The organism is Streptomyces sp. NPDC044921, assembly GCF_056432865.1.
Genome location: NZ_JBWKIF010000031.1, coordinates 1 through 25,906, shown reverse-complemented (window position 1 = coordinate 25,906; position 25,906 = coordinate 1). Strand labels below are relative to the sequence as shown.

Here is a 25,906-nt window from a genome sequence, read left to right as displayed (position 1 = left end):
GTCGGGCGCCGGCAGCGGCTGCTCGGGCAGTGGGTGCTGGGCCAGGAACGGCTCGGCGTCCCGCCGGGCCCACCGCAGCAGGTCGTTGTCCGTGGCGATGCCGTAGCGGGCGGCGGCGATCTGGTCGCCGTCTCGGCCGACGTTGTCGTACAGATCGAAGTCGGGATCTCGCAGGGCCGGCTCCTAGAGAGAGAAGTCGGGGACAGTGGGCTTGGCGTCCGTCCGGCGGCAGCCGTAGCCCAGCAGGCTGGAGGGCTTCGGCGTGGCCGGGACACCAGCGACGTCGGAGCAGGTAAAGGTGTAGGTGAAGGCAGGGGCCGGTGCGTTGAGCCAGGCGCGGTCGAGCTTGTCCGGCACGATCTGAAGCCCCGGGGCGGCCACGGCGTCGTGCTGCGTGTGCGTGTGGGAGAAGATCACGAGTGCACCGGTAGCCGTCTTCAGCGCGTACGCATCAGGGAACTCCGTATCGGCCGAGGAGAAGCGGGTGGTGCCGCGTGTGCCGAACTTGCGGGTCGTCTGGTCGTGGACCTTGGTCTGCCGCCGGGACGCCTCGGTCGGGGTGAAGACCTTCTTCCCCGTCTTCTCGCCTCCGGTGGCGAAGTTGTCCGCGATGGCCGTCCGCAGCACGCCGACCGGCGCGGCGAGCGAGGCGGAGGAGGCGTCGACCGCGGTGGCGTAGCCGTCCTTGTCGAGGATGATGTTCGGCAGATGCTCGGGGTCGTCGAGGTCGACGGCCGCGACCATCTCCCAGCGCTTGGCCTTCGTGTTCTCGGCCAGGACCAGCACGCGGGCGTACTGCTTCCTGCTGCCGGAGCGGGTCACGGCGGCGAACCACCGCTGTTGCCCTGGCGTGATGCGCGGGATGTAGACATCCGTTGCGTCGAGGTCGTACGCCCACGGCCGGTACGGCTCGCGGTCCGACCTCGGCAGGGCCGCCTCCTCCTTGAGGTCGGCGGACGACATCGCGTACAGCGGTCCGTCCTCGACGGTGTCGAGGAGCTTGGTGTCGCCGGTGGCGTTGGCCGTGTTGTTGATCTTTGAGTAGTGGGCGATCTGGGCCAGAGCCTCCTGCTTCGCGAGCGCCGGCTCAGCGGTCGGCGTGGGCTGCGCGGTGCGGTGCGGGGCGCCCGTGGTGCTGTCGTGGGTGCTGCTGGAGGTGGAGCACGCGGACGCGGTCAGCGCGACAGCAGCGGCGGTGAGCAGGAGTGTGGTGCGGCGGACAGAAGTGTGCAGGGGAATGAGGAAACTCCGGGGGATCGTGATTCAGCGGGTGCGGGCTGGCGCGGGCGTCGGCGGTGACGGGGCTGGCCGTATCGATCGGGCGTCCGCGGCAGTGCGCAGGGACTTGGCGGCACGGGCGAGATGCGCGCGGCTCTCGGCAAGGCGTTCCACGAGTTGCTGGTGCGCGGTGTCCACGGTCCAGTTGCCGGCGCGGCCAGGATCTTGGTGGCTGAGATCGGCGAGGACGCCAAGGCAGTGGACGGCACCGCCCAGAGCAGCGAGTGCGGCTCCGAGGGCGAGGGCGGCGCGGCGTTGGGACGGCGTGGCCTGGTCCGGATGACGAGCAGCGGCTCGGTGGCGGAAGGCGCTCTCGCCGGCCAGGTAGCCCAGCAGCCGGGCCAGGTGCCGTACCTCATCGTCCAGAATCTCGCCGAGTCCGGGGCCCGGTTGGACCTGGTCAGGAAGCGGGAGCTGGTCGGCGACGGTGTTGATCCGGTCGGCCACGTCGTGCAGCAGCATCCGCTGGTCGGGATCGGACAGCGACGGTGTGCGCACAGGGAGGTCCGGTTCTACCGCCGGGCGGTCGGCTGCCTCGCGCCGGGCGGTGCGCCCAGGGCCGGTGCTGCCGTGCGGGGCGGAACGGATGGGATGGGGGCGGCATGCCGGAAGTTGACGCCGATGCCTTGAACGGTGAGCTGCCGGACCGCGCTCTGCAGCAGCAGGGCGCGTGCCTCGGTGCTGTAGGAGGCGGGGAGGACGAACGCCGCCTCGTGCGGGCTGTACTGGAAGTAGCAGGCGTACAGCACGGTGCGGGCCACGGCGGGCACGCTGGCGGACGGGGCGCCCACCACGCCGTCGGGGTACCAGATCAGCGTGAGCGACTTGGTGACCTCAGGCGCGGCGGGCCGGTGCGGTGGCTCCGGCTGATGGAGGGCGTTGCGCCGGACCGCGTTCAGGGCTTCGGCGTAGCGGGGCAGGACACGGCGGACGACCTGGGCGGCGGCACGGACCGGATCGTCGGGGACGGCGATGCCGTTCGGCTCGTCCCTCCCGCGGAAATGGTGCGGCTTGAACCCGTCGGGCCGTAGCGGCGCTACCAGGTACTGGCGGGGGTAGCGGGGGCGCGGTATCACGCAGAGCTGTTCGCCGGCTGGCCCGTCGAGGAAGGCGGTCGGCGGGTCCCAGTCGAGCAGGGCCGAGTGGGTCGGCCCGCAGTCCCAGACCTGGTCTGCGACATGCGGCTGGTCCTGGGGCGGTGGGAATCCGGTGTACCGGCGGTGCCACTGCCCAGGGAGGTGCGCCGCGAGTTCGGTGGCGAAAGCGCTGTGAGTCTGTGATGACAGGTGGCTCCTCCTGGGGGCGGAAGGGGGCGGCCAGGGCGGCAACGTCAGCGGCGGGACCCGGGCGTGTGCCGTGGGGCGGTGGGGCCCGGCGAGGTGGTGGCCGTGGGCGCGGTCGCGCGTGTCGGTTCTGCGTTTGCTGTCGGTGGCGCGTAGTGGGCGCGCAGGTTCTCCAGGTCGGCTTGGGCCACCTTGGCCAGGGCGGTTCGGATGCTCAGGGCCGCTTCGCGCAGCAGGCGCACCGACTGGGGCGTGTGCCGGTGCTCGGTGCCGGCCCAGAGGGCTACGGCGATGAAGTGGCTGGCGATGTGGTCGAGGACGGGTGCGGTGGCGGCGACCAGCTGGTGGGTGATGGCGCTGACCTCGGCAGGTGTCTTGGCCGCGGGGAGCGCCTGGAGGTACGGCGTCAGGTCCGGTAGAGGGGTGGGCTGGTCCGGCAGCGGGTGGTGGGCCAGGAAGGTCTCGGCGTCGCGGCGGGCCATGCGATAAAGGTCGCAGGGTGGAGCGGGGCCGTCGGACTGTGTGGAGGGGCGTGGCGACAAGGAGTCTCCGGTGCGGTGGGCGAGGCCGTCCAGGGTCAGTGCATGCGGGCGTCGGTGTCGAACAATGCCAACTCGCCACTGTGTAGCAGGTGTTGGACGATGAAGGACCTGCCGGCGACCTTCCACAGGCCACGGCCGCGGTTGAGGTGGGCGATGGCGTCGACTTCGACGGAGGTCAGGCCGAGCAGGGAGGCGGCGGCGTGGAGCTGGTCGGTTTCCTGCCGGTAGATGATGCGGGTGGAGCAGTCGGCGAGGAGGCCCTCGGCGAGTGCCCGGCCCTGTGATCCGGCGTCGCCGGCGGTGAGCAGGTCGCTGAGCCTGTGGATGACCATGAGGTTGGCGATGCCGAGTCCGCGGGAGAGCTTCCACTGGGCCTGCATGCGCTGCAGCAGGCCGACGTGGCGCATCAGGCGCCATGCCTCGTCGTAGACGATCCAGCGCCGGCCCCCGTGCGGGTCGGTCAGGGCGGACTCCATCCAGGCGGAGGCGCAGGTCATGGCGAGGACGAGGGCGGTGTCGTCGCCCGATCCGCCGAGCCGGGACAGGTCGATGGTCAGCATCGGCGCACGCGGGTCGAAGCGGACGGTGGAGGGCGCGTCGAACATGCCGGCGAGATCGCCGTGGACGAGGCGGCGCATGGCGTGGGCGAGGTCGCGGGCGGCCTCGCCGAGGTGGCCGGACATCGTCCCGGCGGCCTCGTCGAGCTGGGCCGGGTTGTTGAGGGCGGAGGCGACGTCGCCGAGCAGCGGTGTGCGGCCGGTGCCGGCCGCACGGTTGACTGCGGCGTCGAGGGCGACGTCGAGCGCGGTGTGCTCCATGGGCAGCAGGTCCCTGCCCAGGACGGTCCGGGCCAGGGACCCGAGCAGGAGCAGGCGCCTTTTGCGGATCTCGCCCTCCCAGTCGGCCTCGGTGATGCTGTCCGGGCGCGGGGCCGCGTCCAGGGGATTGAGGCGGCCGGGCAAGCCGGGGCCGAGGGCGACGGAGGTGCCGCCCAAAGCCTGGGCGACCGGGGTCCACTCCCCCTTGGGGTCGCAGGGGACGTACACGCGGTAGCCGAAGGCGATGGAACGCAGAGCGAACGACTTCGCGAGCGCGCTCTTGCCCTGGCCGATCACGCCAGCCAGCAGCACGTTCGGGTTGGTGAAGCCCTCCACCTTGCCGTACAGCGCGAACGGGTCGAACACGAAGGATGCTTCGGCGTGGACGTCGCGTCCGATGTAGATGCCCTCCGCGCCGAGCCCCCCTTCGGCGAGGAAGGGATAGGCGCCCGCCGCGATGGCGGTGGTCATGCGGTGGGCAGGCAGCTTCAGCCGCTTTCCTCGGGCGGACGCCCGTCCGGGGCGCCCGCCGGGCGGATAGACGGGTGCAGGCGCGGCGTGCTCGTCCGGTGCCGGGCCTGTGGCCGGGTGGGTGGCTGTCTCGGCGCGTGCCTTTGCGGCGGCTTCGGCGAGCTGCCTGCGGGCGGCGCGCCGGGCGGCGCGGTCGGTGCCGTGCGGGGTGAACAGCGGGCTGGCGGAGGCGCGGCGGGCGCGGCGGGCGGGCCGGTGGTTCATCGGGGGCCCTCTATTCGGCGGATGGTGCTCAGCGCACGCACGAGGTGGTGTGCGGTGCGTGGTGCAGGTCGGTGGGGGTGGTCTTGCGGCGGACGATGTGCCCGGCGGCGAGGTGGCGCTGGCAGATGGTCAGGAAGGGAGGCCCTTCCGGGAGCTGTCCGGGCTGGCACTCGGTGGAGTCCGCGGACGTGGCCGGCAGAAGGTGGAAGGCCGCGTGGATGTCGGTGGTGGCCTGCCACAGCCGGGTGCGCGCCGCAGCAAGGTGTCGGCCAGCTGCGGGATGCGGGGGCCGTGCCGCGTCGGCCAACTGGTCGAGGAGCCAGTGGAGTTCTGTGAGGTGGGCGTGGAGGGTGTCGAGGTGCCCCCGGTCCGGGAGGATCGCGGGCACAGAGCCGCTCAAGACACGCCTGTGATGGCGGATGCCTGCGGTGGCGGCCCGCAGGTAGGGGTGGGAGTCGGTCTCGCTGGAGCGGGGCTGGGGCAATCGGGGGTCCTTGCCGCCGTGGAGGCGGGAGCGGTGGCGTTTAGAGGGTGGTGCGAGCGAGGGGGAGTGCCGCGACGGCGAAGGCGTCGGGCTGCTGATACCAGAGCCTGCGCAGGTCGACGCCTCCGGTGACGGCGGCGGTCTCGATCTGGGCGCAGGCGGCGTCGAGGGCGGCGTCGGTGTCGGCGGTGACGGTGATCAGGCCGGTCAGAGCGACGTCGGCGTGCCCGGCGATCAGCTGGCGCTCGCGGATTTTGACGTCGGCGTACTCGATGGAGTCCTCCTCGCTGTCGACCTGCCCGCGCCGGGCGCGTTCGGAGGCGTCGGCGATGATCGCGGCCTTCTTTCGCTGGACGTCGCGCAGCGCGGACTCGAGCCGCTGTGGGACGTAGGTGAGGGAGAGGGTGCGGCGCACGCCGGCGGTGAACATCAGGCCGTGCAGGAAGCCTGCGCCCATCTCGGTGCGCGGCCAGTTCTCCACCCAGTAGGTGGCGTGGCGGGCGGAGTCGGTGGCGATGCGGTCGTACTCCTCGACCTGGACGACGGGGCCGGCGGCAGCCGGGTCGGCTTCCGCGCGGCCGGTCGGGGACCACTGCTGGAGCGCGGCGAGGGCCTTGGGGTCGTAGGCGGTGCGCACGACGGCGGCGATCTCCCGCGCGGACAGCCACCCGGTGATCATCAGTCCGGCGTTCCGGGCGGCCTGGGCGATCGAGGCGGTGGTCTGTTCCATGACGGTGAACGCGCCGGGCAGTCCGCCGCCGGCCTGGGAGATGAGGCGCTTGGCGGCCTTGAGGTCGAGGGAGATCGCCAAGTAGGTCTCGTGCGGGGCGGCGGCCGGTCCGGCGGAGGCGACCAGGTCTGCGTACACCTGTCCTGCGACCGGTGCTTCGGGCCGGCCGTGCTGGGCCCAGTGCCGGGCCAGGGTGTCACCGGAGTCGGGGACCGTGCGTTCCAGGACCTGCACGGTGGCGACGTGCCCGGTGCGGGCGGTGCCCGCCAGCGCACGCCCCCAGCCGATGACGTTGTGGTTCTGCGTGGCCGGGTCGAGCAGGGCGAAGGCACGGCTGCTGACGCGGGCGACAGCGGTGAGTGTCTGATGGTGCGGGTCGTGCACGGCGGCGGCCCCATTGACGGAGTCGCCGGGGGTGACGACCTTGAGAGAGGCCGCCGTGCCGGGCAGATGAAGGATGCCGTCCTGGCGGGGCCGGGTGACGGGCCGGGCCAGCCACAGGGTCTGTCCGCTGTGGCGGCGCCAGGCGAAGCGCGCGACGATCGGCGCCCAGTCGATCAGCGAGCGTCCCTGCCGGCGAACGGCGACCACAACGGCCACCGCCGCCCACAGCGGAGTCAGGGTGATGGCGCCCAGCAGCCCGGTGGTCAGGACCGTGACCAGGAGCAGAGCCAGCGCGGCAGAGGCGAGGACGAGCTGGTGGAGGGTGAGGCCGAGCAGGATGCCTCGGCGGCTGCGGTGCGGGAACTTGACGGTGGCCGGGGATACGGCGAGGTCGGACAAGGAGGCTGCTCCTGGAGCGAGGGCCCGGGGGCGGGAAGGACCGTGAGCCTTCCCGCCCCCAGGGATCGGGCATCGGGCAGGAGATCAGAGACCGGTCGCGGGCGGCGGCTGTGAGGCCGCACCGTTAGGCGCGGAGGTCGTGCCAGCGGTCTGTGTGCCCGCGGCGGGCGGGGCGCCCTGTGGCGGCGGAGTCGTGGCCGACGGCGCGGACTGCCATCCGCCGCTGTGGCCGGCGGCTGCGGCACCTTGGCCGAATCCGCTCGCACCGGGGGTGCCTGCGCTGGTAGGGCTGCCGCCCATCTGGCCGCTGGTGTCGTCGGCGACGTGGGTCGGCGGCGGCTGGACGGCCTGCTCCAGACCGGACTTGGCGGAACTGCCGCCCGACGGGCCATCGGAGGCACCGCCTTGGGCAGTGTCCTGTCCGTTGCCGGACGAGTGGGAGGCGATGTCGCCGGGGAACCCGTCTTGGCCGGGCACGGTGTCCGGGCCCTGCGGAGCTGCTGCGGCTCCGGCCGCGGCACCGCCGGTTCCAGCGGTGGCCGCCATCGCCGCGGCCTTCCGGCCCGCGCGCTCGGCGTGCTGCCTGGCCAGCTGCGCGCCCGCTCCGCCGGCACGGTGCAACGTCTCTCCGTCGGATCCCTCGGCCGCCCAGTGCACGAACTTGAAGGTGGCGTAGGGGCACAGCAGCACCAGGATCATGACGACGATGCCGGCGAGGACGTCCGCGAGGGCGGCCAGGCCGTCCTTGGCGTCGGTCTTGCCCATGGCGGCGATGCCGAGGACGAAGACGATCGTCATCAGCAGCTTGGAGACGACGAGGGTGGCGGTGGCCTCGATCCAGCCCTTGCGCCAGCGGCGGGCGACTTCCCAGCCGCCGCCAGCTCCGGCGAACACGGCGAGGGTGACCATGACCAGGATGCCGACCTTGCGGACCATCATCACGCACCAGTACAGGAAGGCGCCGATGGCGGCTCCGATGCCGGCGAAGACGGCGACGAGCCAGCCGAGCCCGGCAAGTCCTGGCAGGGATGCCACCTTGACCATGCGGCGGACCGCGGAGGCTATGTCCGTGTGCGCGGCCTGGAAGAGGCCGGCGGAGAGGGCGTCGGTGACTTCGATCGCGACGGTGGTCAGGGCGATCGCGGCGAACGCGAAGATCACGCCGGAGGCGGTGCCGGTGAACGCCTGGGTCAGGGCCTGGCCGTCGCGGCGGATCGCGGCACGGACCAGCTGCGCGCAGAAGGTGGCCACGAGCATGACCAGGCCGATGGGCAGGATCGTCTCGTAGTTGTCGCGGAACCATCCCGCGTTCAGGTCGACGCGGGTGGTGGCGTCGACGGCCTTGGACGCCAGGTCGGCTGCGGACGCGGCGAGTTCGCCGGCGCTTTTCGCCATCCAGTCGCCGATGTACTTGCCCGGGTCGGAGGCGAAGTCGATGGCCTCGCCGACCGCGCAGACCTTGTCCGCGACGGGGAGATCACAAAACCCCATGAGGACTCCTTTCGGTCAGGGCGCGACGCGCGGGGCGATGGCGACGAGCGAGCAGTCGGCGGAGGGGCGGCACTGCACAGCGAGGGTCATCGAGCGGTCCTCCGCACCCCCGCCGCCCTTGGTCCAGGTGATCGTCTGCTGGCCGGTGACGGTGACTGCGTAGATGTACGCCTTGGTGATCGCGGCAGGGTCCTCGGACAGGGCCTGTTTGAAGGCGGCCGGGTAGTGGCCTTCGCTGATGGTCGCGGTGGCGTGCTGCTTCTGGTCCGCCATCCGAGACCACAGCACCGGGTCCGGTATCTGCGCCGAGACCGACGCCCAGTCGCCGTACTCGCTCTCCTTCGTCATCCACGCCTCCATGCCGGTCAGCTGCTGGGCCTGGCTGGTGGTGCGGGTGTCGTAGGACCAGAGCATCTTCGCGGCGGCTTTGGCGAACTCCACCGGATCGGAAATCCTCGGCGGCCCGGCCACCGGGCCACTGGCGGAGGAAGGCTGGTCCGTCGGGGAAGCGGAGCCGTGCACCGGCGCCGGGACGGGCGGGGCAGCGTGGGTGCGGTTGCCGTGGCCGGAGAAGATGGCCGCCGCGGCAGCCAGGGCGAGCAGGCAGGCCAGGCCGACCGCAATGGCGATGATGCGGCGATTCGGGGCCCAGCCGAGGCTGTATCCGGGGAGGCGTTTGAGCATCAGTGGACCTGCGACCCCAGACCGGAGAAGAAGGCCACGATGCCGTTCGCGGCGCCGAGCCCGAGGGCTGCGCCGGCGGCGACGGTGGCGCCCTTCTTGCCGTTGGCCTCGGCCTGGTGGCCACCGGTGTGGTGGCCCCACGCCCAGACCGCGAGGCTGACGGCCAGGGCGCCGACGACCGCGATGATCGCGAACATGTTGATGCTGTTGACGACGTTCTTCAGGACGGTCAGGCCCGGAAGGCCGCCGCCTTTGGGGGAGATGCCGGGATCGTAGGCGAGTTGGACGGCACGGGCAGCGAGGGGTGACGCGGGTATGGAGGGCTCCTTGCGTGGGCAGGCCCGAAGGCCCTGGCGGGAGGGGCATTTCAGAAAGAGGGGGTGTGCCGAGCGGCGGGAGAGAGGCCGGCGTCAGATGACGCGGCGGGCGGCGAGGACGGCCCAGTCCTTGAGCGGCGTGATCCGTACGGGCTTGCCGGTCCGGGGGGCTTCGATGACCAAGCCCTCGCCGATGTACATGCCGACATGCTCGGGCCGGGCCGCGGTGCCACGGCTGAAGAGCAGGTCACCGGGCTTGAGGGCCTTCGGTGAGACGGCCTTGCCCTCGCCGACCTGGGTGTAGGTGGTGCGGGTGAGGGTGATGCCGGCGTGGGCGTACGCCTGCTGCATCAGGGAGCTGCAGTCGCAGCGGGCCATGGCGTCCGGGCCGTGGGGGTTGGTGCAGGATCCGCCCCACTGGTACATCGTGCCGAGCTGCTGCATCGCCCAGACGATCGCCTTGCGGGCTCGCGGGTCGGTGCCCTTGGGGATCTTGTATCCCTTGGGAACGGCGCCCTCGGGGATGGGCCCGTAGGACGTGCCGTCGGCGGTGTCGCAGCCGGTCGCGGGGGCGGGCTTGTCGTCGGTCTTGCCGGCGTCCTTCTCCCCGGAGTCGGGGAAGGTGGCGGCAATCGCCTTCTGCAGCGTGGTCGCCAGCGGTTCCCACTGTGCGTAAGCGTCCGGATAACCGGAGCGCTGCACTGCTTGGGCGGCCTGGGTGACGGTCATCTGCTGCCAGCCGTGGACCTTCAGCAACGCCTTGTAGAACTGCTCGGACGCGTAGACGGGATCGTGGATCTGCGCGGCGGTGCCCCAGCCCTGGCTGGGCCGCTGCTGGAACAGGCCGAGAGAGTCACGGTCGCCGCCGCCTAGATTGCGCAGCCGGCTCTCCTGCATCGCGGTGGCCAGCGCCACGATCTGACCGCGCTTGGGAACGCCGAGGCTGATGCCGGTGGCGACGATGGTCTGTGCGTTCGGGATCTGCTCGCCGGGCAGGTCCAGGTCCTTGATGTGCACCTTGGAGGCGTCTGCACCGTCGAGGATCTTGGTGACCTGATCAGCGATCTTGCTGGTGTCCACGTCGGAGAGGCAGTCGAGCGATGAGGTGGTGCTCTGGGCGGCTTCGCTGGAGGTGGCCATCATCACGGCGCCGCCGCCGAGAAGGAGAGGGGAGAGGAAGACGACGCCGATGCCGGCGGCGAGCCCCTTCAACCTGTGGTGCCCACGCGCAGATCACCGGTTTCGGGCAGGGGCGGATAACGAGACGTCATGCAGGGGTCCTTCGGGTGCGGTGTCCGGCACGCCGCGCGAGCGCAGGGAACGCGGGAAAGGGAGCGCAGCAGACCGGGGTGGGCGGAATCAGGAGTGGCCGGCCACAGGCGAGTAGCCGCTCGCCGAGCGTGGCCGACAGGTGAGGTAGGTGTGCGGGGGCAGCGTGAACCTCCACGAGCCAGAGGGGGAGTGGGCCAGCGGCGGTGTGCGCCGGGCGGTCCAAAAACAGTAGGCCCAGATCGGCCGTTGACCAAAAAGTCGGCGCGAGGTGCCGGAATCCGGCCCCTCAGCAGCGCACTTCTTGGTCATCGGCCGAATCACGGCTACAGTTTTTGAACTCCCCCTCGCCCTCCCCAGACCATGGTCATGGGCCTGCTCATGCCCGTTTTCCGGCCAATGGGGCTTGCCGACGCGACGGGCATTCCACGCACGTACTCCCACCCGAATCGGGGTTCCTCTTTGCCTTTTTCCCTGCACCAGGGCGACGCGCTGAGCGTCCTGTCCAAGCTCCCGGACGACTGCGTCGACGCCGTCATCACTGACCCGCCGTACAACTCCGGTGGGCGCACGGCGAAGGAGCGCACCAGCCGCTCCGCCAAGCAGAAGTACACCTCCGCCGACGCCAAGCACAGCCTGGCCGACTTCACCGGCGAGAACATGGACCAGCGCTCTTACGGGTTCTGGCTGACGCAGATCATGACGGAGGCCCACCGCCTCACCAAGACCGGCGGTGCGGCGCTGCTGTTCACCGACTGGCGCCAGCTGCCCATCACGACGGACGCGATCCAGGCGGCCGGCTGGCTGTGGCGCGGCGTCCTGGCCTGGCACAAGCCCCAGGCCAGACCCCAGAAGGGACGCTTCACCCAGAACTGCGAGTTCATCGTGTGGGCGTCGAAGGGCGCCATCGACGGCTCCCGCAACCCGGTCTACCTGCCGGGCATGTACTCCGCTTCACAGCCGTCGGGCTCCCAGCGGCAGCACATCACGCAAAAGCCCGTCGAGGTCATGCGCGAGTTGGTCAAGATCTGTGCGCCCGGCGGCACAGTCCTCGATTTCTGCGCTGGCTCCGGATCCACCGGCGTGGCCGCCCTGCTCGAAGGCCGGGACTTCATCGGCGTGGAGAAGACCGAACACTACGCGTCCATCGCCGCCGACCGGCTGACGAAAACGATCCGTCAGACCCTCGGCCAGGAGGACGTGGTCCTCACCGCCTGACTCCACCGCCCCGCCACATACGAATCCGTGTCGACCGCCGCATTCGGTCGGTGCACTGCCGGATAGTTCCTGTCCCCATTTCCGCGGCACTCAGGAGGTTACTTCTCTCATGTCCGAATCCATCGACCCCCCGGCTGACGGAGAACTGGAGCCGGTGCGGATCCCGGACACGCAGCTGGAGGGGATCGAAGCCAGTGTCCGTCGGCTGATGGAACAAACCGCAGAACAGGCCCGGCAGTTGGATCACCTCGCCTCCGCTCCGCCCGCAGCTTCGCCGTTTGCGGCGTTCGGCATGCCGGGGTTCGGTGGATCCCCGGCACCGGCTGCGCCGGAGCCTCGTCCCATCCTGGAGCTGGAGGGCGAGGCGTACGAGGACGAACTCGACGCCCTGTCGGACTGGGTCGACGACTTCCTCTTGCCGATCTACGGGGCGGAGGTCACCACGGCGGCGCCCTGGTGCCTGCAATGGCAGGAGCACAGCGACGTCGTCGCCTGGCTGCACGCCCTGTGGCTGGCCTACCAGCAGCACAAGGACCCCGAGGCGGGCCTGGCCGGCATGTTTGTCTGGCACCGCGACTTCCTCACCCACGCCATGGCCGCGATCCGTGCACCTGGCGGCCCCCTGTCCGCCTGCATGACCTCCCCGGACCGTCCCGCGCACCGTCTCCTTCCCGGACCGCCCCCCTCGGCCCGCGCGGAGAAGGAGTCCGCCGCGGCGGAGGCGTCCGGGCCTGGGGAGTACGGGCTGACGGCATGAGCGAGGGGCAGCAGCCGGCTTTCGGCCTGAGCTTCGATCCCCGTGCCCTGAACGACCTGCTCCAGGCGCCATCCGACATCCGCGATCTCACCCTCGCCTATCTGCAGGAAGTGGTGAACGCCGAGCGCTTCGGGCTCCGCCTGACTGGTGACCTGGAGGGCTACCGCAAGCTGTTCGTGGACGCTCGCAAGGACTGGCGGGTCGTCTACGGCATCCGCCCGGCGCCCGAGTCGTCGGCGCACCGGCGGGAGATCCACGTGGTCGCCGTACGGCCGCGGGCGGGCAACGACGTCTACGACGAGGTCGGCCGCCGCCTGGGAATGACCCGCCGACCGCTCAGCGCCCGCACCCACGCGGCACGCGCCCGTTCCCCGCAGCTGGTCACCCGCGGTCCCGTACCCAGGCCGGCACCGCTGCCGTCCGCCATGCCGGGCCTGCCCCGCCCCGCGCAGAGCCCCTCCCCGCTTCACACTCGCTGACCACAAGGAACCGCCTATGCCCCCTGATCCGGCGCCCACGGCTGCCCGCCGCGCTGTGTCCCCGCTCGACCCTCGCATCGAGGCAGCCACCGGCCACGACGTCGACACCCTGTGGGCCCACCGCGACCGCGGCATCCTCGACCAGGAGCGCACCGAGCTGGTCGACCGACATCGGGAACTGGCCCAGGCCGAGACCGGCGTCACGTTCTACCGCACCCTCCTGCACCGGCTGTCCTCCGGGGAGTTCCCCGTCGATGCCGCTTTGTTCGAGCGGATCGACCGCACCGTGGACCAGCTGGAGGAGGCCGCCGCATCCCGCGACGCCGCCATGCGGCGGGTGCCCGACGCGCTGGAGCCGATCGAAGCCGCCGCGCGATCAGCACAACGTGGCGGCGAGGCGCAGATCACCGCGGCTGATCAAGCGGCGCTGCTGGCCATCGCCGGCGGCGCCAAGCTCTACGAGCATCTCCTGACCGGCCGGCTGTCCGTGACCACCGCCTCAGGCACCCGCGTCCCCTACGCCGAGCTTCAGCGGCTCCAGTCCGCCAGTCTCGTCGCCCTCGATACCAGCCATCCCGTCCAGGCCGGCCAGCCGGTCAGTCTGACCGACGCCGGCCGTGCCGCGCTGACCGCTAACCGCCGTACAACGCAAGCGTCGTTGCCCACGGCGCGACCAGGGGCATGGCCGTCCGCACCGGCACAGCGACGCTGAGCTGAAAGACCGCATGCCCACCCACGAACCATCCCCACCCGCCGACCGGGACCTGTCCCCTTCCCTGAGCTTCCGGGTGGACGACCTTGACGCCGACGAGCAGATCAGCGCGGCATTCTTCCGTCTCGTCAGCGTTCACAAGGACATGCTCGTCTCCCTCGCCGAGCACCACAGCGCCGATGGCGCCCGCAGCTTCTACGTCCTGTACGACGGCTCGGCCACCTGGGACCACCCAGGTGTGCCGCAGTACGTAGCTCTCCACCTGCAACGAGACCTGGAGAGACGCACGTTCAGTTTCGAGCGGGCCACGTTGCCTCTTTCCTCGATGGCGCAGTCCTGGCTGATCCGCCGCGGCTGTCCGCCCGAGTTCCTCACGCTCGATCCCGAACGGGGCACAGCGCCGGCCGACGAGGCGACGCAGGCCCTGGAGCAACGGCTCATGAGAGACGGGGACCACTACGCGCTCGGCTGGTCCCACACCCAGGACGACCCGGACGACTGGCTCACGCTCGCGGTGTTGCGGGCCCTGGACGAGCGCGCCCCCTCCCCATTCCGCGTCGTAGTCGAGGACGTCGACATCGAAGCGGGAACGCACACACTGCGCGAGGGCGGCTTCGATTCGGTCGAAGAAGCCTTGCAATGGTGCGATGACCGCCTCGGTGGCGTAAGTAAGGCTCTGCCGCCGGTCCGCCCGGTGCCATCCCGCCCTGCTCCTGCGCCGAAACCGGCGTCCTCCCGGCCCTCTGGCCGCTCACGCTGAAGCCCCGTTTTCCCGTCGGCGCGGCGAAACATAGCCGATGATCGCCGGTTGGCCAAACCGGCGATTCTCCGGACTCTTATACGGCCGCCGGGAGCACCCCGGGTTCGGCACTCCCCAGCATTCCTTTTCCCTCGTATGGAGGTTCTTTCCGCATGCGCGCAACCCGCATTGCCGTATCCGCTGCGATCCTCGGCGCCCTCGCCCTGCCGATCGCGTCGGCGACCACCGCCACGGCCGCCCCGAGCAGCGCCCTGACCTCCCAGTCCTGCAACGACCCCGGTCCGTGGGTCATCGGCACGAAGGCCGTGACCATCCGCTCCAAGGCGTCGGCCAAGTCCACCGCCGTGGGCATCCTGTACCGCGGGCATAAGTTCACCGTCCACAAGACCAGCGGCAACTGGCGCTACATCACGGACCGAACGACGGGTGTGAAGGGCTGGGTGTCCGCCACCTACGTCTACCGCGACGTTCGCATGTGCCTCGACTAAGCCGCGCACGCCAGTACTCGACTGTATAGCGGCGCTTTTGAGCGTTCGATTCCCTCCCGGATCTGCCAGTTAGAGGATCCCGGTGTCTACCAAGAGGAGTCTCTCGTGTCTGACGCTCCACTCGATGCGATAGACGATGTCGTGGGCGTGCTCACCGAACAGATCGAAATCCGTTTCGGGATGAGCATGAATCAGTTGAAAGCCGCCGTCGCCGCTGCGCCGACCGCCAACTCGCAGGCCACCGACGTGGTCAAGTGGCACGGCCTTCTCCTCGAATCGCAGGCAGCGCTGGAGCGTGCGGAGGACACCCTCGTGGCCGCGCTGGACGGCCAGCCCAGTGAGGTCGACGACCCGACGATGGAGTTGGCCCATCGCGTCAACGCTGCCGTCACCGCCCGCGACGGGCGGGCCATGGTTGTGCGGTGGCTAATCGACCCGGAGGCCAGGGGCAAGCAGGATCTGGCCGCCCGGCGGCTGGCCCGCTTGCGCGGGCGTCAGGGACCGGCCGTCACCACCAGCCCCCCGCCGAGGCCGGCGACCACCCAGCAGCAGGGAAGGAGCCTTGCGCGGTGAGCGCCCGGCTCAAGCCCAGCTCCGCGGACGACCGGCTGCACCAGGTCTTCGGCGTCCCGGTCTGCGACCTGTACACGGCAGCGGTTCGTCCCGACGCTTCCCCCGCGCTGTGCCGGGCTCTGGAGCTGCGCTCCTTCCTGGCTCTGGCCGAGGAGCAGGTCGCCCGGGTCCGTGACCGTGTACACGCGGCGATGGCCGGGGACCGTGACATGGGCGAACTGTCCGCCGAGGACCTGCGGACGGATGCGCAGTGGCTCGAGGCGGCACTCGATGCCCGCGACGGTTACCGCTTCGCCCTCGATCAGCTCCTGCGTGCCATGCCCGCACCCGGGCAGCATGCCCGGGCCGCGCGCACCGCACAACCGGCCCGTCCCCCCGCCCCGTTCCCGACCGCGGTCGCCCCGGCACCCACGGGTGCCGGGGCGACCCGGGCCCGCCGACTGTGAAAGCCCCGGCTTGACCCACCCGATGTCCACCGAGATTGCCGGACGGATCGAGGACCTCTACGGCGCTCCGCTCGCCGCCCTCGAAGTACATGCCCGAGACCAGCCGCCCGGCATGCTCACCGCCCTCCTCGGCCTGCACGACACGCTCGACTTCGCCGAGCGCAGCATCACCTTCCACCGCGAACGCCTCGCCCAACTTATCCACGTCGGGCGGAAGATCAGTGCCCACGAGGTGGTGCACGTGCTCGACTGCGCCCGCCGTCTCGCCGAGGCGGTCGCCGTCCGGGACACCCAGGCGGTCGCGGCGTCGGCGGTGCTGCAGAGCCTGGTGCGCACCGAGCCGGCCGGGCAGGCCGAGCCGCGGGAGCCGTCCCCGGCCCCACCCACCACCACGGTGCCCACGGGCCCTGCCGCTGCCGCCACGAGCAGCACGCCGAGCCGCTGACCCGCACGCGTATCCGTCACGATCACAGGAGTTTCTTCCTTGGCCCTCACCGGTCTGCCGCCCGACACCGACGCCGACGTCGCCCGGGTCACCGAGGCACTCGCCATGATCACGCCGCGCTGGAACGTGCGGATCCTGCTCGCCCTGAACGGGCAGCCGCTGCGCTACAGCGAACTCGCGGCCAAGGTGTCCTGGCTGCGCGACGGCCAGCTGCACCCCAAGGTGCGGCAGCTGTGCGAGGCCGGTCTCGTCCAGCGAAACGAGCACACCCTGCGGCACGTCACCTATGGGCATACCGACCGTGCCACCGCGCTGCTGCCGGTCCTGCCGCTGATCGTCACCTGGGCCGAGCAGTACCTGGAGAAGGCGGAGCAGCCGCTGACCGCGATCGAACAGATCGAGGACAGCCTCACACTCCTGACCCGGCGGCACGCCGCCGCGATCCTGTGGGCGCTCAAGATCCGGGGAGAAGCCAGCGGCCGGGCTCTGGCCCAGACGGTCATGCCCGGCAGCGACTGGACCAACATCTACCCCCCGCTGCGGCAGCTCGTGGACGACGGTCTCGTCACAACCGACGGGATCGGCCAGCCCTACCGCCTGTCCGCCGCCGGCGACGGCCTCGGGCCCCTCCTGGGCGCCCTGTCGGCATGGTCCGCCGGCCAGCCCCTCGCCCAGGCCGGACAGCACCCGGTCTGGGGACAGACCAGCGCCACACCGCAACAGCGGATGTGGCTCAGCAGCCAGGCGCGGACCGTCACCCCGGCGACCACACCGGCACCCACCAAGACCGATCAGACATCGCCGCCGGCCTGGCAGCGCAACGCCCTCTTCTCCCACGCCACCCCACCCCGCCCGCTGGTGGCACTTCATACTGGAGCACCACGCCGATGACCACCCTCACCCCGGCCGCCATCCGGCACGCCTGCACGGTGCTGTCCGCACCCGGTCTGATCCGCCTTGTCACCGAGATCGACGACAACGGCCCCATCCCGCCGCGCAGCCTGACCCGCACCCTCCCCGACCTGCCAGTCCCTCAGCTGCGGCATTCCGTCGAACAAGCTCGCGCTCTCCGGCTGGTCCACAACCGGCCTGGTGCCGGGCTCACCCTGACACCGTCCGGATCCGGCCTGGCCGACGTCTACGACGCGATGGCCCGCTGGGCGCGCCACCACTGCCTTCCCGCTCCGGTCTGCGACTTCACCAGCCGCGTCCAGCACGCCCTCTCGCTCTACGCCGTGCCTACCGCTCTCACTTCGCAGGAGGGGCGGGAAGGCGCTCCGGTTATCGAGACCGGTGAGAAGCATGCCAGCCCGGGCGACCTTCTTACCCAGTGGCTCCACGAGAACCCGCAGCTTGTCCAGGGCGCCGAGCCCGTGCTGGCCGCGTGAGGGCTGGCAGAGCCCGGCACGCCGACCACCCTTCCTTGTTCCGCAGCGTCTACCTGCCCCGCTCGGCTGACGGTGCCGCGTTCGCGATGACCACCTATGGCATCCCGCTCATCGTGGTCGCGATGACAAGGTCGGCAACCCTGACGGGCGTCGCGTTCGCGCTGGAGTGGATGCCGCGCCTGGTGGCGTTCACGGTGGCCGGCTCCCTCGTCGACCGCCAAGGCGTCTCCCGTATCTTCCGTACCGCGTGTGTCGGCAGGGCTCTTGCCGTCCTGCTGGCCGCGCTCCTGCTGGCGGCGCCTGACGTCGGGGTGCCGGCGGCGGTCACCGTGATGGCGCTCGCCCCGGTCAGCGGCTTCCTCACGGAGTGCAGTTACATCGCTGTGGAAACGGCTGGCGGCGAGGCGAGCCGGACAGCCGGATCGCGGGCGCACCGGGTGCAGTCCGTCCTGCTGGGGATCGACCAGACCGCCATGCTGGCCGGCCCTCTCGTTTCCGGCTTGCTGCTGAAGTACGGCGGGCCGGCGCTCATGCTCAGCACGCTCGCCGCCCTCTCACTGCTCGCCGCCGCGCTGCTTCCGCGCCGGCCGACCGCGCCGAGCCGTTCCCCCGCGAGCAGGAGTGGTGTGCGGGCAGGCTGGGGCACTCTGCGTGCCCTTCCTGCCCTGGCCTGGCTGGTGGGCGGCCTGCTCGTCTCCAATACGGCCATCGCCCTGTTGCAGGCGGCGATGCCGGTGATCGTGGTCACCGAGCTGGGCCGCTCCAGCGCCGACGCTGGACTCATCTGGTCCGCCGCCGCTGTCACCTCCCTGCTCGCCATCGCACTCGCGCGCCGGGCGATCGACCGGTGGGGGCTGTGGCCGGTTGGCGCCACCGCAGCCGCCCTTGCCGCGGCAGCCACCTTCGCGGTCGCCAAGGCCGACACCTACCCCGAATACGTCCTGCTGATCGCCGTGCTGATGGCCGGCGAAGGCGGCCTCACCGTCGTCCTGCGCACCTTGCGCTCCCACCTCATCCCGCCCGAGGTCTTCGGCAGCACCCTGAGCCTGACCATCCTGCTGCTCCTGGTGCCCTTTCCCGCCGCCGGACTGCTCGTCGCAGTCGTCCCGCCCGCCCAGATCGGGCACGCCGTCACCGTCACCGCCCTCATGCAGGCCCTCGGCCTCTTCACCGCCTTCGCCCGGCTGCGCACCCTGCGCACCACGCCCGCCTGAACCCCACCCCGAAAGGAACCGCTGCCCGCATGCCCTCCACCGTGCAGGACGGACTGCCCGGCCTCGACTTCCCGTACCGGGACGGACCCACGATCACCGAACAGTTCCGCGCCTTCGACGCCCAGTACCCCTGGATCTACCGGTCTTTAGAACGGCTCGTTGAGAAACGTCTTGCCGCCGGAGCCAAGCGAGTCGGGATGAAGGCGCTGTTCGAGGCCCTGCGCTGGCGCCAGCCAGCAGGGGTCAAGGGCCTGAACAACAACTACACCGCCCTCTACGCGCGCAGGCTGCTCGCCACCCACCCGGAGTGGGCGTCCGTGATCGAGGTCCGCCGCCGACGCAGCCCGTAAAGCCTCCCACGGCCCTTTCATCCCCCGTTGATCTCTGAGGAGTTCGTACTTGTCCCACCGTCCTGTCGTCCTGGTCGTCGCCGCCGCCGACATGGAAGCCGAGGCGTACCGCGGCTACTGCCTCCAGTCCGTGGCCGCCGCCTACGACGTCGTCCTGATCACCGGTGAGGAGCCGTCGTGGGAGGTGCCCTATCTCCGTGACTGCGTGGTGGTGCCCGACCCGGCCGACCCGGTACAGCTGTCGGCCGCCGGGCAGGCGCTGGCCGACCGCTACGACCTGGCAGGCGTGTTCACCTGGACCGAGTGGTACCTCGTCCCCGTCGCCCGCCTCGCGCGCCGGCTCGGCCTGCCCACCAACGCCCCCGAGGTCATGCAGGCGTGCCGCAACAAGGCCGTCTCGCGCAGCCTGTTCGCCCAGCACGGGGTCCCGTCGGCCGCCTCGATGACGGTACGCACCGAGGCCGAGGCCGAGGCGGCGGCCGAGCGGATCGGCTACCCGGTCGTGCTGAAGCCAGCCGCGCACGCGGCCAGCATCGGCGTGATCCGCGCCGACACCCCCGGACAGCTCACGGCCGCGTACGCGTTCGCCAAGAAGGCCGCCGGTCTGGGGCAAGAGAGCACGAGCGTGCTGGTCGAGGAGTATCTCGACGGGCCGGAGGTGTCGGTGGAGTGCGTCACCTACCGGGGCAAGACCACCGTGGTCGCGGTGACCCGCAAGACGGTCAGCGACCCGCCGTACTTCGAGGAACTGGCCCACGTGGTGGACGCCGCTGATCCGCTGCTCGACGTGGTCGCCCCCGCAGCATGCGCCGCGATCCGCGCTCTGGGGATCACCGACGGTGTCAGCCACGTCGAGATGCGCCTGGTCGACGGCCAGCCGAGGCTGGTCGAGGTCAACGGCCGGATCGCCGGCGACATGATTGGCCACCTCGTGCACCTGGCGACCGGCATCGACCTGCCGCGCGCCGCCGCCGACATCGCCTGCGGCCGGGCACCCGATCTCACCCCCAACCGCTCCTCGGCCGCCGCGATCCAGCTGATCTACCCGGACGTCTCCGGCACCCTGGGCCGCGTCTACTTCGACGGCATCTGCCCGCGCTGGCTGGAACGCGTCCACTTCCAGCACCAGGCCGGAGACCCACTCCTCCTCCCGGCCGACGGCGGCACCATGTTCACCGCCCGCATCGGCTACCTGATCACCACCGCTCCCACCGCCGACCTCGCACGAGCACGCGCCGAACAGGCCGCCCGCCGCCTCCACATCGACATCGCGCCCCTCGAGGGCGATGCGTCTGGCACCGGAGGTCGCGCCGCGTGAGCCGTCCCACCACCGCTGCCCGCCGCAGCCGGATGCTGCTGACCGGCTACTTCCTCGGCCTGGGCGTGGTGATGGCCATCTGGGGCGCCCGGATGCCCGCCGTCCAGCACGCCGCCCACCTCACACCGCCCAGCTGTCCTGGGTCCTGCTCGCCGCCGCCCTCGGCATGGTCGCCGGCCTGCAAACCGGTGGCCGCCTCGCCCGGCCAAAGCGGCTTCCCGTGCTTCTGATGGGCGGAGCTGTCGGCCTCGCCGGGGCTCTCGCCGTGCTGGGGCAGTGCCGCACCCTGGCCTCGCTGCTCGCGGCGTCGCTCGCCTTCGGCATCGCGCACGGCGTCCTGGACGTCGCCGCGAACTCCGCGGCGGTGCGCTGCCAGAACGCCTACGGCCGGCCCATCATGTCCTCCCTGCACGCCGCCTACTCCCTCGGCGCGCTGGCCGCCGCCCTGGCCGCCGCCACCGCCGCGATCAGCCACCACACCCTGTTCCTCGCCACCGGCCTGACGCTGACCGCTGCTGTGTTCGCTGCCGGACCAAGCACCCTCGCCCTGCACGGCACCGATCAACCTCTGACGTCCAACAACGCCGGCTCCGGCGCTGCCCAGGCGCCACTGGCGCCCACGAGGCTGTGGCTGCTGGGTGCACTGGCGGCCGCAAGTCTGCTGGGGGAGGGGGCGGCAGCCGACTGGGCCGCCGTGCACGCTCACTCCCTGCACGCCACCACGGCCGTCGCAGCGAGCGCGTTCGCCCTCTACAGCGCCGCCATGGCCCTGGGACGGCTGAGCGGCGACCGGCTCACCGCCGTCTTCGGCGCCCCCACCGTGGTCCGTACCGGCGCACTGCTCGCCGCCACCGGCCTGACGGTCGGTGTCCTGGCCGACAGCGTGCCCGCGGCCCTGGCCGGCTGGACGGTCTTCGGACTCGGCCTGTCCGGCACGGTCCCCTGCCTGATCACCGCCGCCGGGACCGGCGGACCGAAGGCCGTGGCCGCGGTCTCCGTCACCGGCTACCTCGGCCTGCTGGCCGGCCCCGCACTCATCGGTGCCCTCGCCAGCACCACCACCTTGTCCACGGCACTTCTGCTGCCCGCCCTCCTCGCAGCCGCCATCGCCTTCCTCGCCCACCGCGCCCTGGAGAACACCACCTCTTGACCCGCCACACCGGCCTCGACGCCGTGATCCTCGACTACAACGGCGTCATCGGCCTGCAGCCCACTCGCAGCCAGTGGCTCCGCCTCGCTCGCACCGCGTCCTGGCCCGACGACGACCTCACCGGTTTCCAGCGCGCCTTCTGGAGTGCCCGCGAACCCTACGACGCCGGCCAGCTCAGCGACATGGCGTACTGGGCCCGCGTCCTCGGCTCCCACCCCGGCCCCCGGCTCCTGCGCGAACTCCTCACCGCGGACACCGACATGTGGACCGGAACGGACGAGCACGTCCTGGCCGTCCTTCGCCGCGTCCACCGGAAGGGACTGCCGATGGTGCTCCTGTCCAACGCACCCCGCCACCTCAGCGACGTGCTCGACACCCACGACTGGCAGCAGCTGATGACCCAGGCCCTGTACTCGGCCCGGCTGGAGGCGTGCAAGCCCGACCCGTCCGCCTACCACCATGCCCTTGCGGCCACCGGCGCCCGCAACCCGGAGCGCGTGTTGTTCGTAGACGACCGCGCCGACAACTGCCAGGCCGCTCGCAGCCTGGGGCTGACCGCGCTGCACTACACCGGTCGGCCCGCCGTCCTTGAAGCGGCACTGCTCCCCACGGCGTGAACCGCCCCACCTCACTGTCCAGGATCCTGTGCTACCTCACGACGACACCATCGACGGGGACGTCTACGTCTCCCCGCGCTACCTTGCCCGCGCCACCGCGATCGGCGATCCCGGCCTCGACCCGCTGCGCAACCTCGGTTGGGAACTCCGCCACGACGATCTCGGCAACGCCTACCTGACCGCGCCCGACAGCAAGGTCCGCCTCGGCTACCTCCCCGAGGGCGAGGACGACGGCCTGTGGCGCATCAACGCCTACAAAGACCCCTTCGGCCCGCCCGTCTGGGGCGTGTGCTTCAACGACTCCTGTCCGACGGAGTTCGTCACCGCCTTCACCACCGCGCTCGCCGAGGCATATCAGCAGGGGCCGGACAGCTACCTGGCCAGACCCCTCTCGGGGGACAAAGACCATGACCCCTTCCTCGCGGTCGCACCACTCATCAACCGGGGCTGGCTCATCGACCGGCCCCGCTGGGGCGTCTTCGCCGTCCAGTCACCCGACAAGCTGGCCGGGCTCGAATACACCACCGGCGACCTCGACCCGGAAACCGAGCTGACCACCCGTGGGGCACGCTGGCAGCTGTGGGCCGGCACCTCCATCGACCGGCCCTACTGGTACGCCACTGCCAGCACGGACACCCCCGTGGCTCTGCTCAAGGCCGTCACCGAGTGCGTCTCCGACCCGGCGCCGCTGCCTCGCTGGCGCGAGGACACCTACAGCTACGTCAAGAGCAAGGGCCAGGTCACCTCCATCGTCCCGCCGAGCCCGCCGGCTCCGACCCCGCTCGATGTCCAGCGTGCCGTCACCCGCCGCCCGACCGCCCGGCCCGCTGCCAGCGTCCCGCGCTGGAGCACCACCAGCCGACCCGTGCTGGCCGGGCCACACCGCTGACACCACCGGGAGACCCACATGGCCATGCACGCCCCCGAGTTCTTCGCCCAACTCGACTTGCCCTTCGCCGACAGTGCCGTTGTCGGCGACACCTACTACGCCACCCCCGTACCCGGGGGACCGCTGCGGCTGCGGATCGACTTCAGCCCCACCCAATGGGCCAACGAGTACGCCGGCCTCCGCCTCGCTACCCTCCACCAGGACTGCGGGCAACTGGACGTCACCGTTCTGCGGTTCGCCGATCACGGGACGTTCGATCACCGCGACTCCACGCGCGGCCTTCAGCCGCACAACTCGGGCTACGGCACGTTCAAGGAGTTCAAGGACCGACCCGACTGGGTGCCGTGGGAAGGGGCCCACACAAACGGCCTGCGTGATGCGATCGAGCAGTACAGCGCTGTGTGGTTCCCCGGTACGTGGCCGGCACCCGCCCTCAGCCGAGCCGCGGGCCGGACGGCGCGGCCGGTCCCGTCGCCGGCGGCTCAACGCAGCGCCGCGAGGGCCCGCTGACCACGAAATTCCCACAGACAGGATCCCTTTCTGTTGCCCGACCCCTTCGAAGACCCCGACCGTGATCAGACGGTGCGCGTTCTGCCCCGCCACCTGGCGGGTCCCGGCTCGGTCGACTTCCGAGCCATCTGGCCCTTCCCCTTCGACGACGACTGGTCCCTGCATCAGCCTTCAAAGGAGGAAGGGGCGGTCGCGTGCAGCCCGTGCCTTCGGCTCCGTACCGGCTACGTCCCCGACCCCAACAGGCGGGGCCACATGCAGTGGATCACCGCCGCACACCGCGACCCCTTCGGCCCGGCCACCTGGCAGATCACCTCTGACGCCACCACGCCGGTCGAGCTGCTCGGCGACGTGCACAGCGAACTACTCGACCTGTACCTCGAAGGCCGACACAGCGACAAAGATCATCTGTTCCAGTCCCAGACGCCAGCGCAGGAGGCGTACGTCCCGCTGCTCGCCCACGGCTGGAGGCACACGATCAAGACCGACGGCACCCAGACCTTCCTCGCCCCAGACGCCCTGAGCGGGATGCAGCACCAGTACGACAGGACCCCCAGCTCCGACCTCGCGCCGTCCTGGCGGATCTGGGGCGGCCTGCCGGCCAACCCTGACTGGCGCGTGCAGTTCTCACCATCAACCCGCGTCGCGCTGGTCGCAGCGTTCACCGCCTCCCTGCTCTCCACCGAACCGCTAGAGCGCACCGTGAAGGACATCCCTTCTTCACGCGCCACCACGTCTCCATAGCGACCACAACGGCCAAGCAGAACGAGCCCTTTCCCCCGGTCGCTACGCCGCCTCCAAGACTGGCTATGAGCCGAACCCGCTAACGCCAGTACCCGCCACCAAGGAGCCCCTTCTTCGTGCACCCCCGTACCGTCCGCGGCACCGTCCGCTCCACGGCCATCGCCGCCGCAGTGGTCGGCACCCTTACCTGGGCACCGGCAGCGACCGCACAGCCCTCCCAGCCGACGCCCTCCAGCACCACCCTCACCGAGACCCTGGCACCCGATGCCGGAAGTGTCGCGCTCACCACGAAGGACCCGGCCGGGGACGTTGTCCAGGGCGCCTCATATCTGCTTCTCGACGCCACGGGCCAGGAGGCCGGGCACGGCACAACCGACGCACAGGGAACGCTGACCTTCCCCGGCCTCGCCCCGGGCGTCTACCGGCTGAAGGAGACCGCCGCCGGCAGCCCCCTCTATGACGTCGTCGCCGACCAGGACGTGATCGTCACACCCGGCGGCACAACCCGCCTGGCCATCGTCGCCCCGTTCAAGCCCGGCCACGTCCTGCTCCAGGCCAAGGACGACAAGACCGGCAAGCTCCTGCCCGGCGCCACCGTGAACATCGGCAGCGGCGACACGATCCTGCTCACCCTCACCACCGGGCCCAAGGGAACGGCCACCGGTGACCTGCCGGTGAGCAGCCGGAAGGCCGAGTTCTGGATCAAAGAGACCAAGGCTCCCGCCGGATACGACCTCTACACGCGCACCAAGACCTTCACCGCAGGCCCAGGCGACCCGGTCACCGTGAACGTCACCAACTCGAAGCGTTCGACTTCGTCGAACCCCCCGACCAAGAAGCCCACCCACACCCCGTCCGCACCAGGGGACGAGCCGACCAGCGGAACCTCCGGCGGATCCGGACCCAACCCGGCCACCTCCGGCACACCCGAAACCGCACCTTCGACCGCCCCGGTGCAGGACGCGACCGATGATCCATCGCCCACGGCCTCGGTCGGTTCTCTGGCCCACACCGGAGCCGACGCCAGCCCGTGGCTCCTGGGCGGCGCGGGACTCCTTGTCGCCGGTGGCACCACCGCCGTCATTGCCGCTCGGCGACGAGCCAGGACCGACAGTGAGGAAACCCCTGCCGACAACTGACCACAGCTGAGCACAGAGCCCAATTGCCCCCGGAACCCTCGCGGACCGGGGGCTCTCGGCTGTTCAGCCCACCTGTGGGGCGGTGGCTTACACCAGGCGCCTTGGAAGAGCACCGGAAGTCGGCGCGCTATGGGTTGATCGGCGCGTTCATCCCTTCAACGAGGAACTCCCGGGCGCCGCGTAGGCAGGTGACCAGCTCCGCTAGGCAGTTTCGTTTGGATCACCGGGCGGACCAGAGGAAGATGCCCGCGATGTGGAGTCCGGCCAGGTAGATGGCGGCGGTCTTTTCGTAGCG

Annotated in this window: 30 protein-coding genes and 1 pseudogene; 20 read left to right on the top strand and 11 right to left on the bottom strand. The window is 70.9% G+C overall.

Translation table 11 applies throughout. The annotated features are described in order from the left end of the window. Positions 1-183: 183 nt before the first annotated feature. The 11 genes from AC07DA_RS33640 to AC07DA_RS33590 all read right to left on the bottom strand — a co-directional run bounded on the left by AC07DA_RS33640 (position 184) and on the right by AC07DA_RS33590 (position 10,357). Positions 184-1,179, bottom strand: coding sequence for a DUF8094 domain-containing protein (locus tag AC07DA_RS33640; protein WP_479132037.1), 996 nt, complete (start codon positions 1,177-1,179; stop codon positions 184-186). Positions 1,180-1,263: 84 nt separating this feature from the next. Then, a complete protein-coding gene (locus AC07DA_RS33635; RefSeq protein ID WP_351348493.1) occupies positions 1,264-1,776 on the bottom strand; it encodes a hypothetical protein in 513 nt (170 codons plus the stop codon). Positions 1,777-1,790: 14 nt separating this feature from the next. Further along, positions 1,791-2,354, bottom strand: coding sequence for a hypothetical protein (locus tag AC07DA_RS33630; RefSeq protein ID WP_479132022.1), 564 nt, complete (start codon positions 2,352-2,354; stop codon positions 1,791-1,793). A gap of 254 nt (positions 2,355-2,608) precedes the next feature. Beyond that, on the bottom strand, positions 2,609-3,043 hold the full coding sequence (locus tag AC07DA_RS33625) for a hypothetical protein (RefSeq protein ID WP_351348499.1): 435 nt from the start codon (positions 3,041-3,043) through the stop codon (positions 2,609-2,611). A gap of 95 nt (positions 3,044-3,138) precedes the next feature. Further along, the gene (locus AC07DA_RS33620; protein ID WP_351348502.1) at positions 3,139-4,656 is read right to left on the bottom strand and encodes a VirB4 family type IV secretion system protein; all 1,518 of its coding nucleotides are present in this window, start codon (positions 4,654-4,656) and stop codon (positions 3,139-3,141) included. Between the two features lie 28 nt (positions 4,657-4,684). Further along, positions 4,685-5,140 carry a DUF6238 family protein gene (locus AC07DA_RS33615; protein ID WP_351348504.1) on the bottom strand — a complete coding sequence of 152 codons (456 nt, stop codon included), beginning with the start codon at positions 5,138-5,140 and terminating at the stop codon, positions 4,685-4,687. 40 nt (positions 5,141-5,180) lie between these two features. Beyond that, positions 5,181-6,653, bottom strand: coding sequence for an SCO6880 family protein (locus AC07DA_RS33610; RefSeq protein ID WP_351348507.1), 1,473 nt, complete (start codon positions 6,651-6,653; stop codon positions 5,181-5,183). A gap of 84 nt (positions 6,654-6,737) precedes the next feature. After that, positions 6,738-8,144 (bottom strand): SCO6881 family protein, encoded by a 1,407-nt coding sequence (locus AC07DA_RS33605; RefSeq protein WP_351348510.1) that lies wholly within the window; start codon positions 8,142-8,144, stop codon positions 6,738-6,740. 15 nt (positions 8,145-8,159) lie between these two features. Further along, a complete protein-coding gene (locus AC07DA_RS33600) occupies positions 8,160-8,828 on the bottom strand; it encodes a hypothetical protein (protein WP_351348513.1) in 669 nt (222 codons plus the stop codon). Continuing rightward, positions 8,828-9,145 carry a DUF6112 family protein gene (locus tag AC07DA_RS33595; RefSeq protein WP_351349559.1) on the bottom strand — a complete coding sequence of 106 codons (318 nt, stop codon included), beginning with the start codon at positions 9,143-9,145 and terminating at the stop codon, positions 8,828-8,830. Before AC07DA_RS33595 ends, AC07DA_RS33600 begins: the two co-directional genes overlap by 1 nt. Positions 9,146-9,238: 93 nt before the next feature. Then, complete coding sequence (locus AC07DA_RS33590) at positions 9,239-10,357, bottom strand: C40 family peptidase (protein ID WP_351348516.1); 1,119 nt, start codon at positions 10,355-10,357, stop codon at positions 9,239-9,241. 519 nt (positions 10,358-10,876) lie between these two features. Here AC07DA_RS33590 and AC07DA_RS33585 point away from each other — a divergent pair. The 20 genes and pseudogenes from AC07DA_RS33585 to AC07DA_RS33490 all read left to right on the top strand — a co-directional run bounded on the left by AC07DA_RS33585 (position 10,877) and on the right by AC07DA_RS33490 (position 25,611). Continuing rightward, positions 10,877-11,632, top strand: a complete 756-nt coding sequence (locus AC07DA_RS33585; RefSeq protein ID WP_058082975.1) for a DNA-methyltransferase — start codon at positions 10,877-10,879, stop codon at positions 11,630-11,632. A 208-nt stretch (positions 11,633-11,840) separates the two neighbouring features. Further along, positions 11,841-12,389 (top strand): DUF4913 domain-containing protein, encoded by a 549-nt coding sequence (locus AC07DA_RS33580; RefSeq protein ID WP_058084157.1) that lies wholly within the window; start codon positions 11,841-11,843, stop codon positions 12,387-12,389. Then, entirely contained in the window at positions 12,386-12,868 is a 483-nt protein-coding gene (locus AC07DA_RS33575) for a hypothetical protein (protein ID WP_058082976.1), read from the top strand. The genes AC07DA_RS33580 and AC07DA_RS33575 overlap by 4 nt, the downstream gene beginning before the upstream one ends. Positions 12,869-12,884: 16 nt before the next feature. Beyond that, positions 12,885-13,580, top strand: coding sequence for a hypothetical protein (locus tag AC07DA_RS33570; RefSeq protein ID WP_351348523.1), 696 nt, complete (start codon positions 12,885-12,887; stop codon positions 13,578-13,580). A 13-nt stretch (positions 13,581-13,593) separates the two neighbouring features. Beyond that, on the top strand, positions 13,594-14,340 hold the full coding sequence (locus AC07DA_RS33565; RefSeq protein ID WP_351348526.1) for a hypothetical protein: 747 nt from the start codon (positions 13,594-13,596) through the stop codon (positions 14,338-14,340). A gap of 152 nt (positions 14,341-14,492) precedes the next feature. After that, positions 14,493-14,828, top strand: a complete 336-nt coding sequence (locus AC07DA_RS33560) for an SH3 domain-containing protein (RefSeq protein ID WP_203349077.1) — start codon at positions 14,493-14,495, stop codon at positions 14,826-14,828. 105 nt (positions 14,829-14,933) lie between these two features. Further along, positions 14,934-15,401, top strand: a complete 468-nt coding sequence (locus AC07DA_RS33555; RefSeq protein ID WP_479132021.1) for a hypothetical protein — start codon at positions 14,934-14,936, stop codon at positions 15,399-15,401. Beyond that, the gene (locus AC07DA_RS33550) at positions 15,398-15,847 is read left to right on the top strand and encodes a hypothetical protein (protein WP_391700684.1); all 450 of its coding nucleotides are present in this window, start codon (positions 15,398-15,400) and stop codon (positions 15,845-15,847) included. Before AC07DA_RS33555 ends, AC07DA_RS33550 begins: the two co-directional genes overlap by 4 nt. A 22-nt stretch (positions 15,848-15,869) precedes the next feature. Next, positions 15,870-16,292 carry a hypothetical protein gene (locus tag AC07DA_RS33545; RefSeq protein WP_381079683.1) on the top strand — a complete coding sequence of 141 codons (423 nt, stop codon included), beginning with the start codon at positions 15,870-15,872 and terminating at the stop codon, positions 16,290-16,292. Positions 16,293-16,331: 39 nt separating this feature from the next. Next, positions 16,332-17,183: a winged helix-turn-helix transcriptional regulator gene (locus AC07DA_RS33540; protein ID WP_479132020.1), complete on the top strand. Its 852-nt coding sequence runs from the start codon at positions 16,332-16,334 to the stop codon at positions 17,181-17,183. Continuing rightward, positions 17,180-17,680: a hypothetical protein gene (locus AC07DA_RS33535; protein WP_381079679.1), complete on the top strand. Its 501-nt coding sequence runs from the start codon at positions 17,180-17,182 to the stop codon at positions 17,678-17,680. Before AC07DA_RS33540 ends, AC07DA_RS33535 begins: the two co-directional genes overlap by 4 nt. An 86-nt stretch (positions 17,681-17,766) precedes the next feature. Next, the gene (locus tag AC07DA_RS33530; RefSeq protein ID WP_479132019.1) at positions 17,767-18,894 is read left to right on the top strand and encodes an MFS transporter; all 1,128 of its coding nucleotides are present in this window, start codon (positions 17,767-17,769) and stop codon (positions 18,892-18,894) included. Between the two features lie 29 nt (positions 18,895-18,923). Beyond that, positions 18,924-19,244: a hypothetical protein gene (locus AC07DA_RS33525; RefSeq protein ID WP_479132017.1), complete on the top strand. Its 321-nt coding sequence runs from the start codon at positions 18,924-18,926 to the stop codon at positions 19,242-19,244. A gap of 91 nt (positions 19,245-19,335) precedes the next feature. Then, positions 19,336-20,562 carry an ATP-grasp domain-containing protein gene (locus tag AC07DA_RS33520; protein WP_479132036.1) on the top strand — a complete coding sequence of 409 codons (1,227 nt, stop codon included), beginning with the start codon at positions 19,336-19,338 and terminating at the stop codon, positions 20,560-20,562. Positions 20,563-20,594: 32 nt separating this feature from the next. Beyond that, positions 20,595-21,712: pseudogene (locus tag AC07DA_RS33515) on the top strand (MFS transporter). Next, on the top strand, positions 21,709-22,329 hold the full coding sequence (locus AC07DA_RS33510; RefSeq protein ID WP_470815039.1) for an HAD family hydrolase: 621 nt from the start codon (positions 21,709-21,711) through the stop codon (positions 22,327-22,329). The pseudogene AC07DA_RS33515 and the gene AC07DA_RS33510 overlap by 4 nt, the downstream one beginning before the upstream one ends. 28 nt (positions 22,330-22,357) lie before the next feature. Beyond that, on the top strand, positions 22,358-23,218 hold the full coding sequence (locus AC07DA_RS33505) for an SPDY domain-containing protein (protein ID WP_351348531.1): 861 nt from the start codon (positions 22,358-22,360) through the stop codon (positions 23,216-23,218). A gap of 18 nt (positions 23,219-23,236) precedes the next feature. Continuing rightward, positions 23,237-23,728, top strand: a complete 492-nt coding sequence (locus AC07DA_RS33500) for a hypothetical protein (protein ID WP_351348534.1) — start codon at positions 23,237-23,239, stop codon at positions 23,726-23,728. Positions 23,729-23,761: 33 nt separating this feature from the next. Beyond that, positions 23,762-24,472 carry an SPDY domain-containing protein gene (locus AC07DA_RS33495; RefSeq protein ID WP_479132016.1) on the top strand — a complete coding sequence of 237 codons (711 nt, stop codon included), beginning with the start codon at positions 23,762-23,764 and terminating at the stop codon, positions 24,470-24,472. A gap of 116 nt (positions 24,473-24,588) precedes the next feature. Beyond that, entirely contained in the window at positions 24,589-25,611 is a 1,023-nt protein-coding gene (locus AC07DA_RS33490) for a SpaA isopeptide-forming pilin-related protein (protein WP_351348540.1), read from the top strand. Positions 25,612-25,906 lie beyond the last annotated feature (295 nt).

Excerpts from the sequence above, each read along its gene's own strand:
- AC07DA_RS33625 (WP_351348499.1), bottom strand. The coding sequence starts at position 3,043 with ATGGCCCGCCGCGACGCCGAGACCTTCCTGGCCCACCACCCGCTGCCG.
- AC07DA_RS33620 (WP_351348502.1), bottom strand. The coding sequence starts at position 4,656 with ATGAACCACCGGCCCGCCCGCCGCGCCCGCCGCGCCTCCGCCAGCCCG.
- AC07DA_RS33605 (WP_351348510.1), bottom strand. The coding sequence starts at position 8,144 with ATGGGGTTTTGTGATCTCCCCGTCGCGGACAAGGTCTGCGCGGTCGGC.
- AC07DA_RS33600 (WP_351348513.1), bottom strand. The coding sequence starts at position 8,828 with ATGCTCAAACGCCTCCCCGGATACAGCCTCGGCTGGGCCCCGAATCGC.
- AC07DA_RS33580 (WP_058084157.1), top strand. The coding sequence starts at position 11,841 with ATGGAACAAACCGCAGAACAGGCCCGGCAGTTGGATCACCTCGCCTCC.
- AC07DA_RS33575 (WP_058082976.1), top strand. The coding sequence starts at position 12,386 with ATGAGCGAGGGGCAGCAGCCGGCTTTCGGCCTGAGCTTCGATCCCCGT.
- AC07DA_RS33570 (WP_351348523.1), top strand. The coding sequence starts at position 12,885 with ATGCCCCCTGATCCGGCGCCCACGGCTGCCCGCCGCGCTGTGTCCCCG.
- AC07DA_RS33565 (WP_351348526.1), top strand. The coding sequence starts at position 13,594 with ATGCCCACCCACGAACCATCCCCACCCGCCGACCGGGACCTGTCCCCT.
- AC07DA_RS33560 (WP_203349077.1), top strand. The coding sequence starts at position 14,493 with ATGCGCGCAACCCGCATTGCCGTATCCGCTGCGATCCTCGGCGCCCTC.
- AC07DA_RS33545 (WP_381079683.1), top strand. The coding sequence starts at position 15,870 with ATGTCCACCGAGATTGCCGGACGGATCGAGGACCTCTACGGCGCTCCG.
- AC07DA_RS33535 (WP_381079679.1), top strand. The coding sequence starts at position 17,180 with ATGACCACCCTCACCCCGGCCGCCATCCGGCACGCCTGCACGGTGCTG.
- AC07DA_RS33530 (WP_479132019.1), top strand. The coding sequence starts at position 17,767 with ATGACCACCTATGGCATCCCGCTCATCGTGGTCGCGATGACAAGGTCG.
- AC07DA_RS33525 (WP_479132017.1), top strand. The coding sequence starts at position 18,924 with ATGCCCTCCACCGTGCAGGACGGACTGCCCGGCCTCGACTTCCCGTAC.
- AC07DA_RS33520 (WP_479132036.1), top strand. The coding sequence starts at position 19,336 with ATGGAAGCCGAGGCGTACCGCGGCTACTGCCTCCAGTCCGTGGCCGCC.
- AC07DA_RS33500 (WP_351348534.1), top strand. The coding sequence starts at position 23,237 with ATGGCCATGCACGCCCCCGAGTTCTTCGCCCAACTCGACTTGCCCTTC.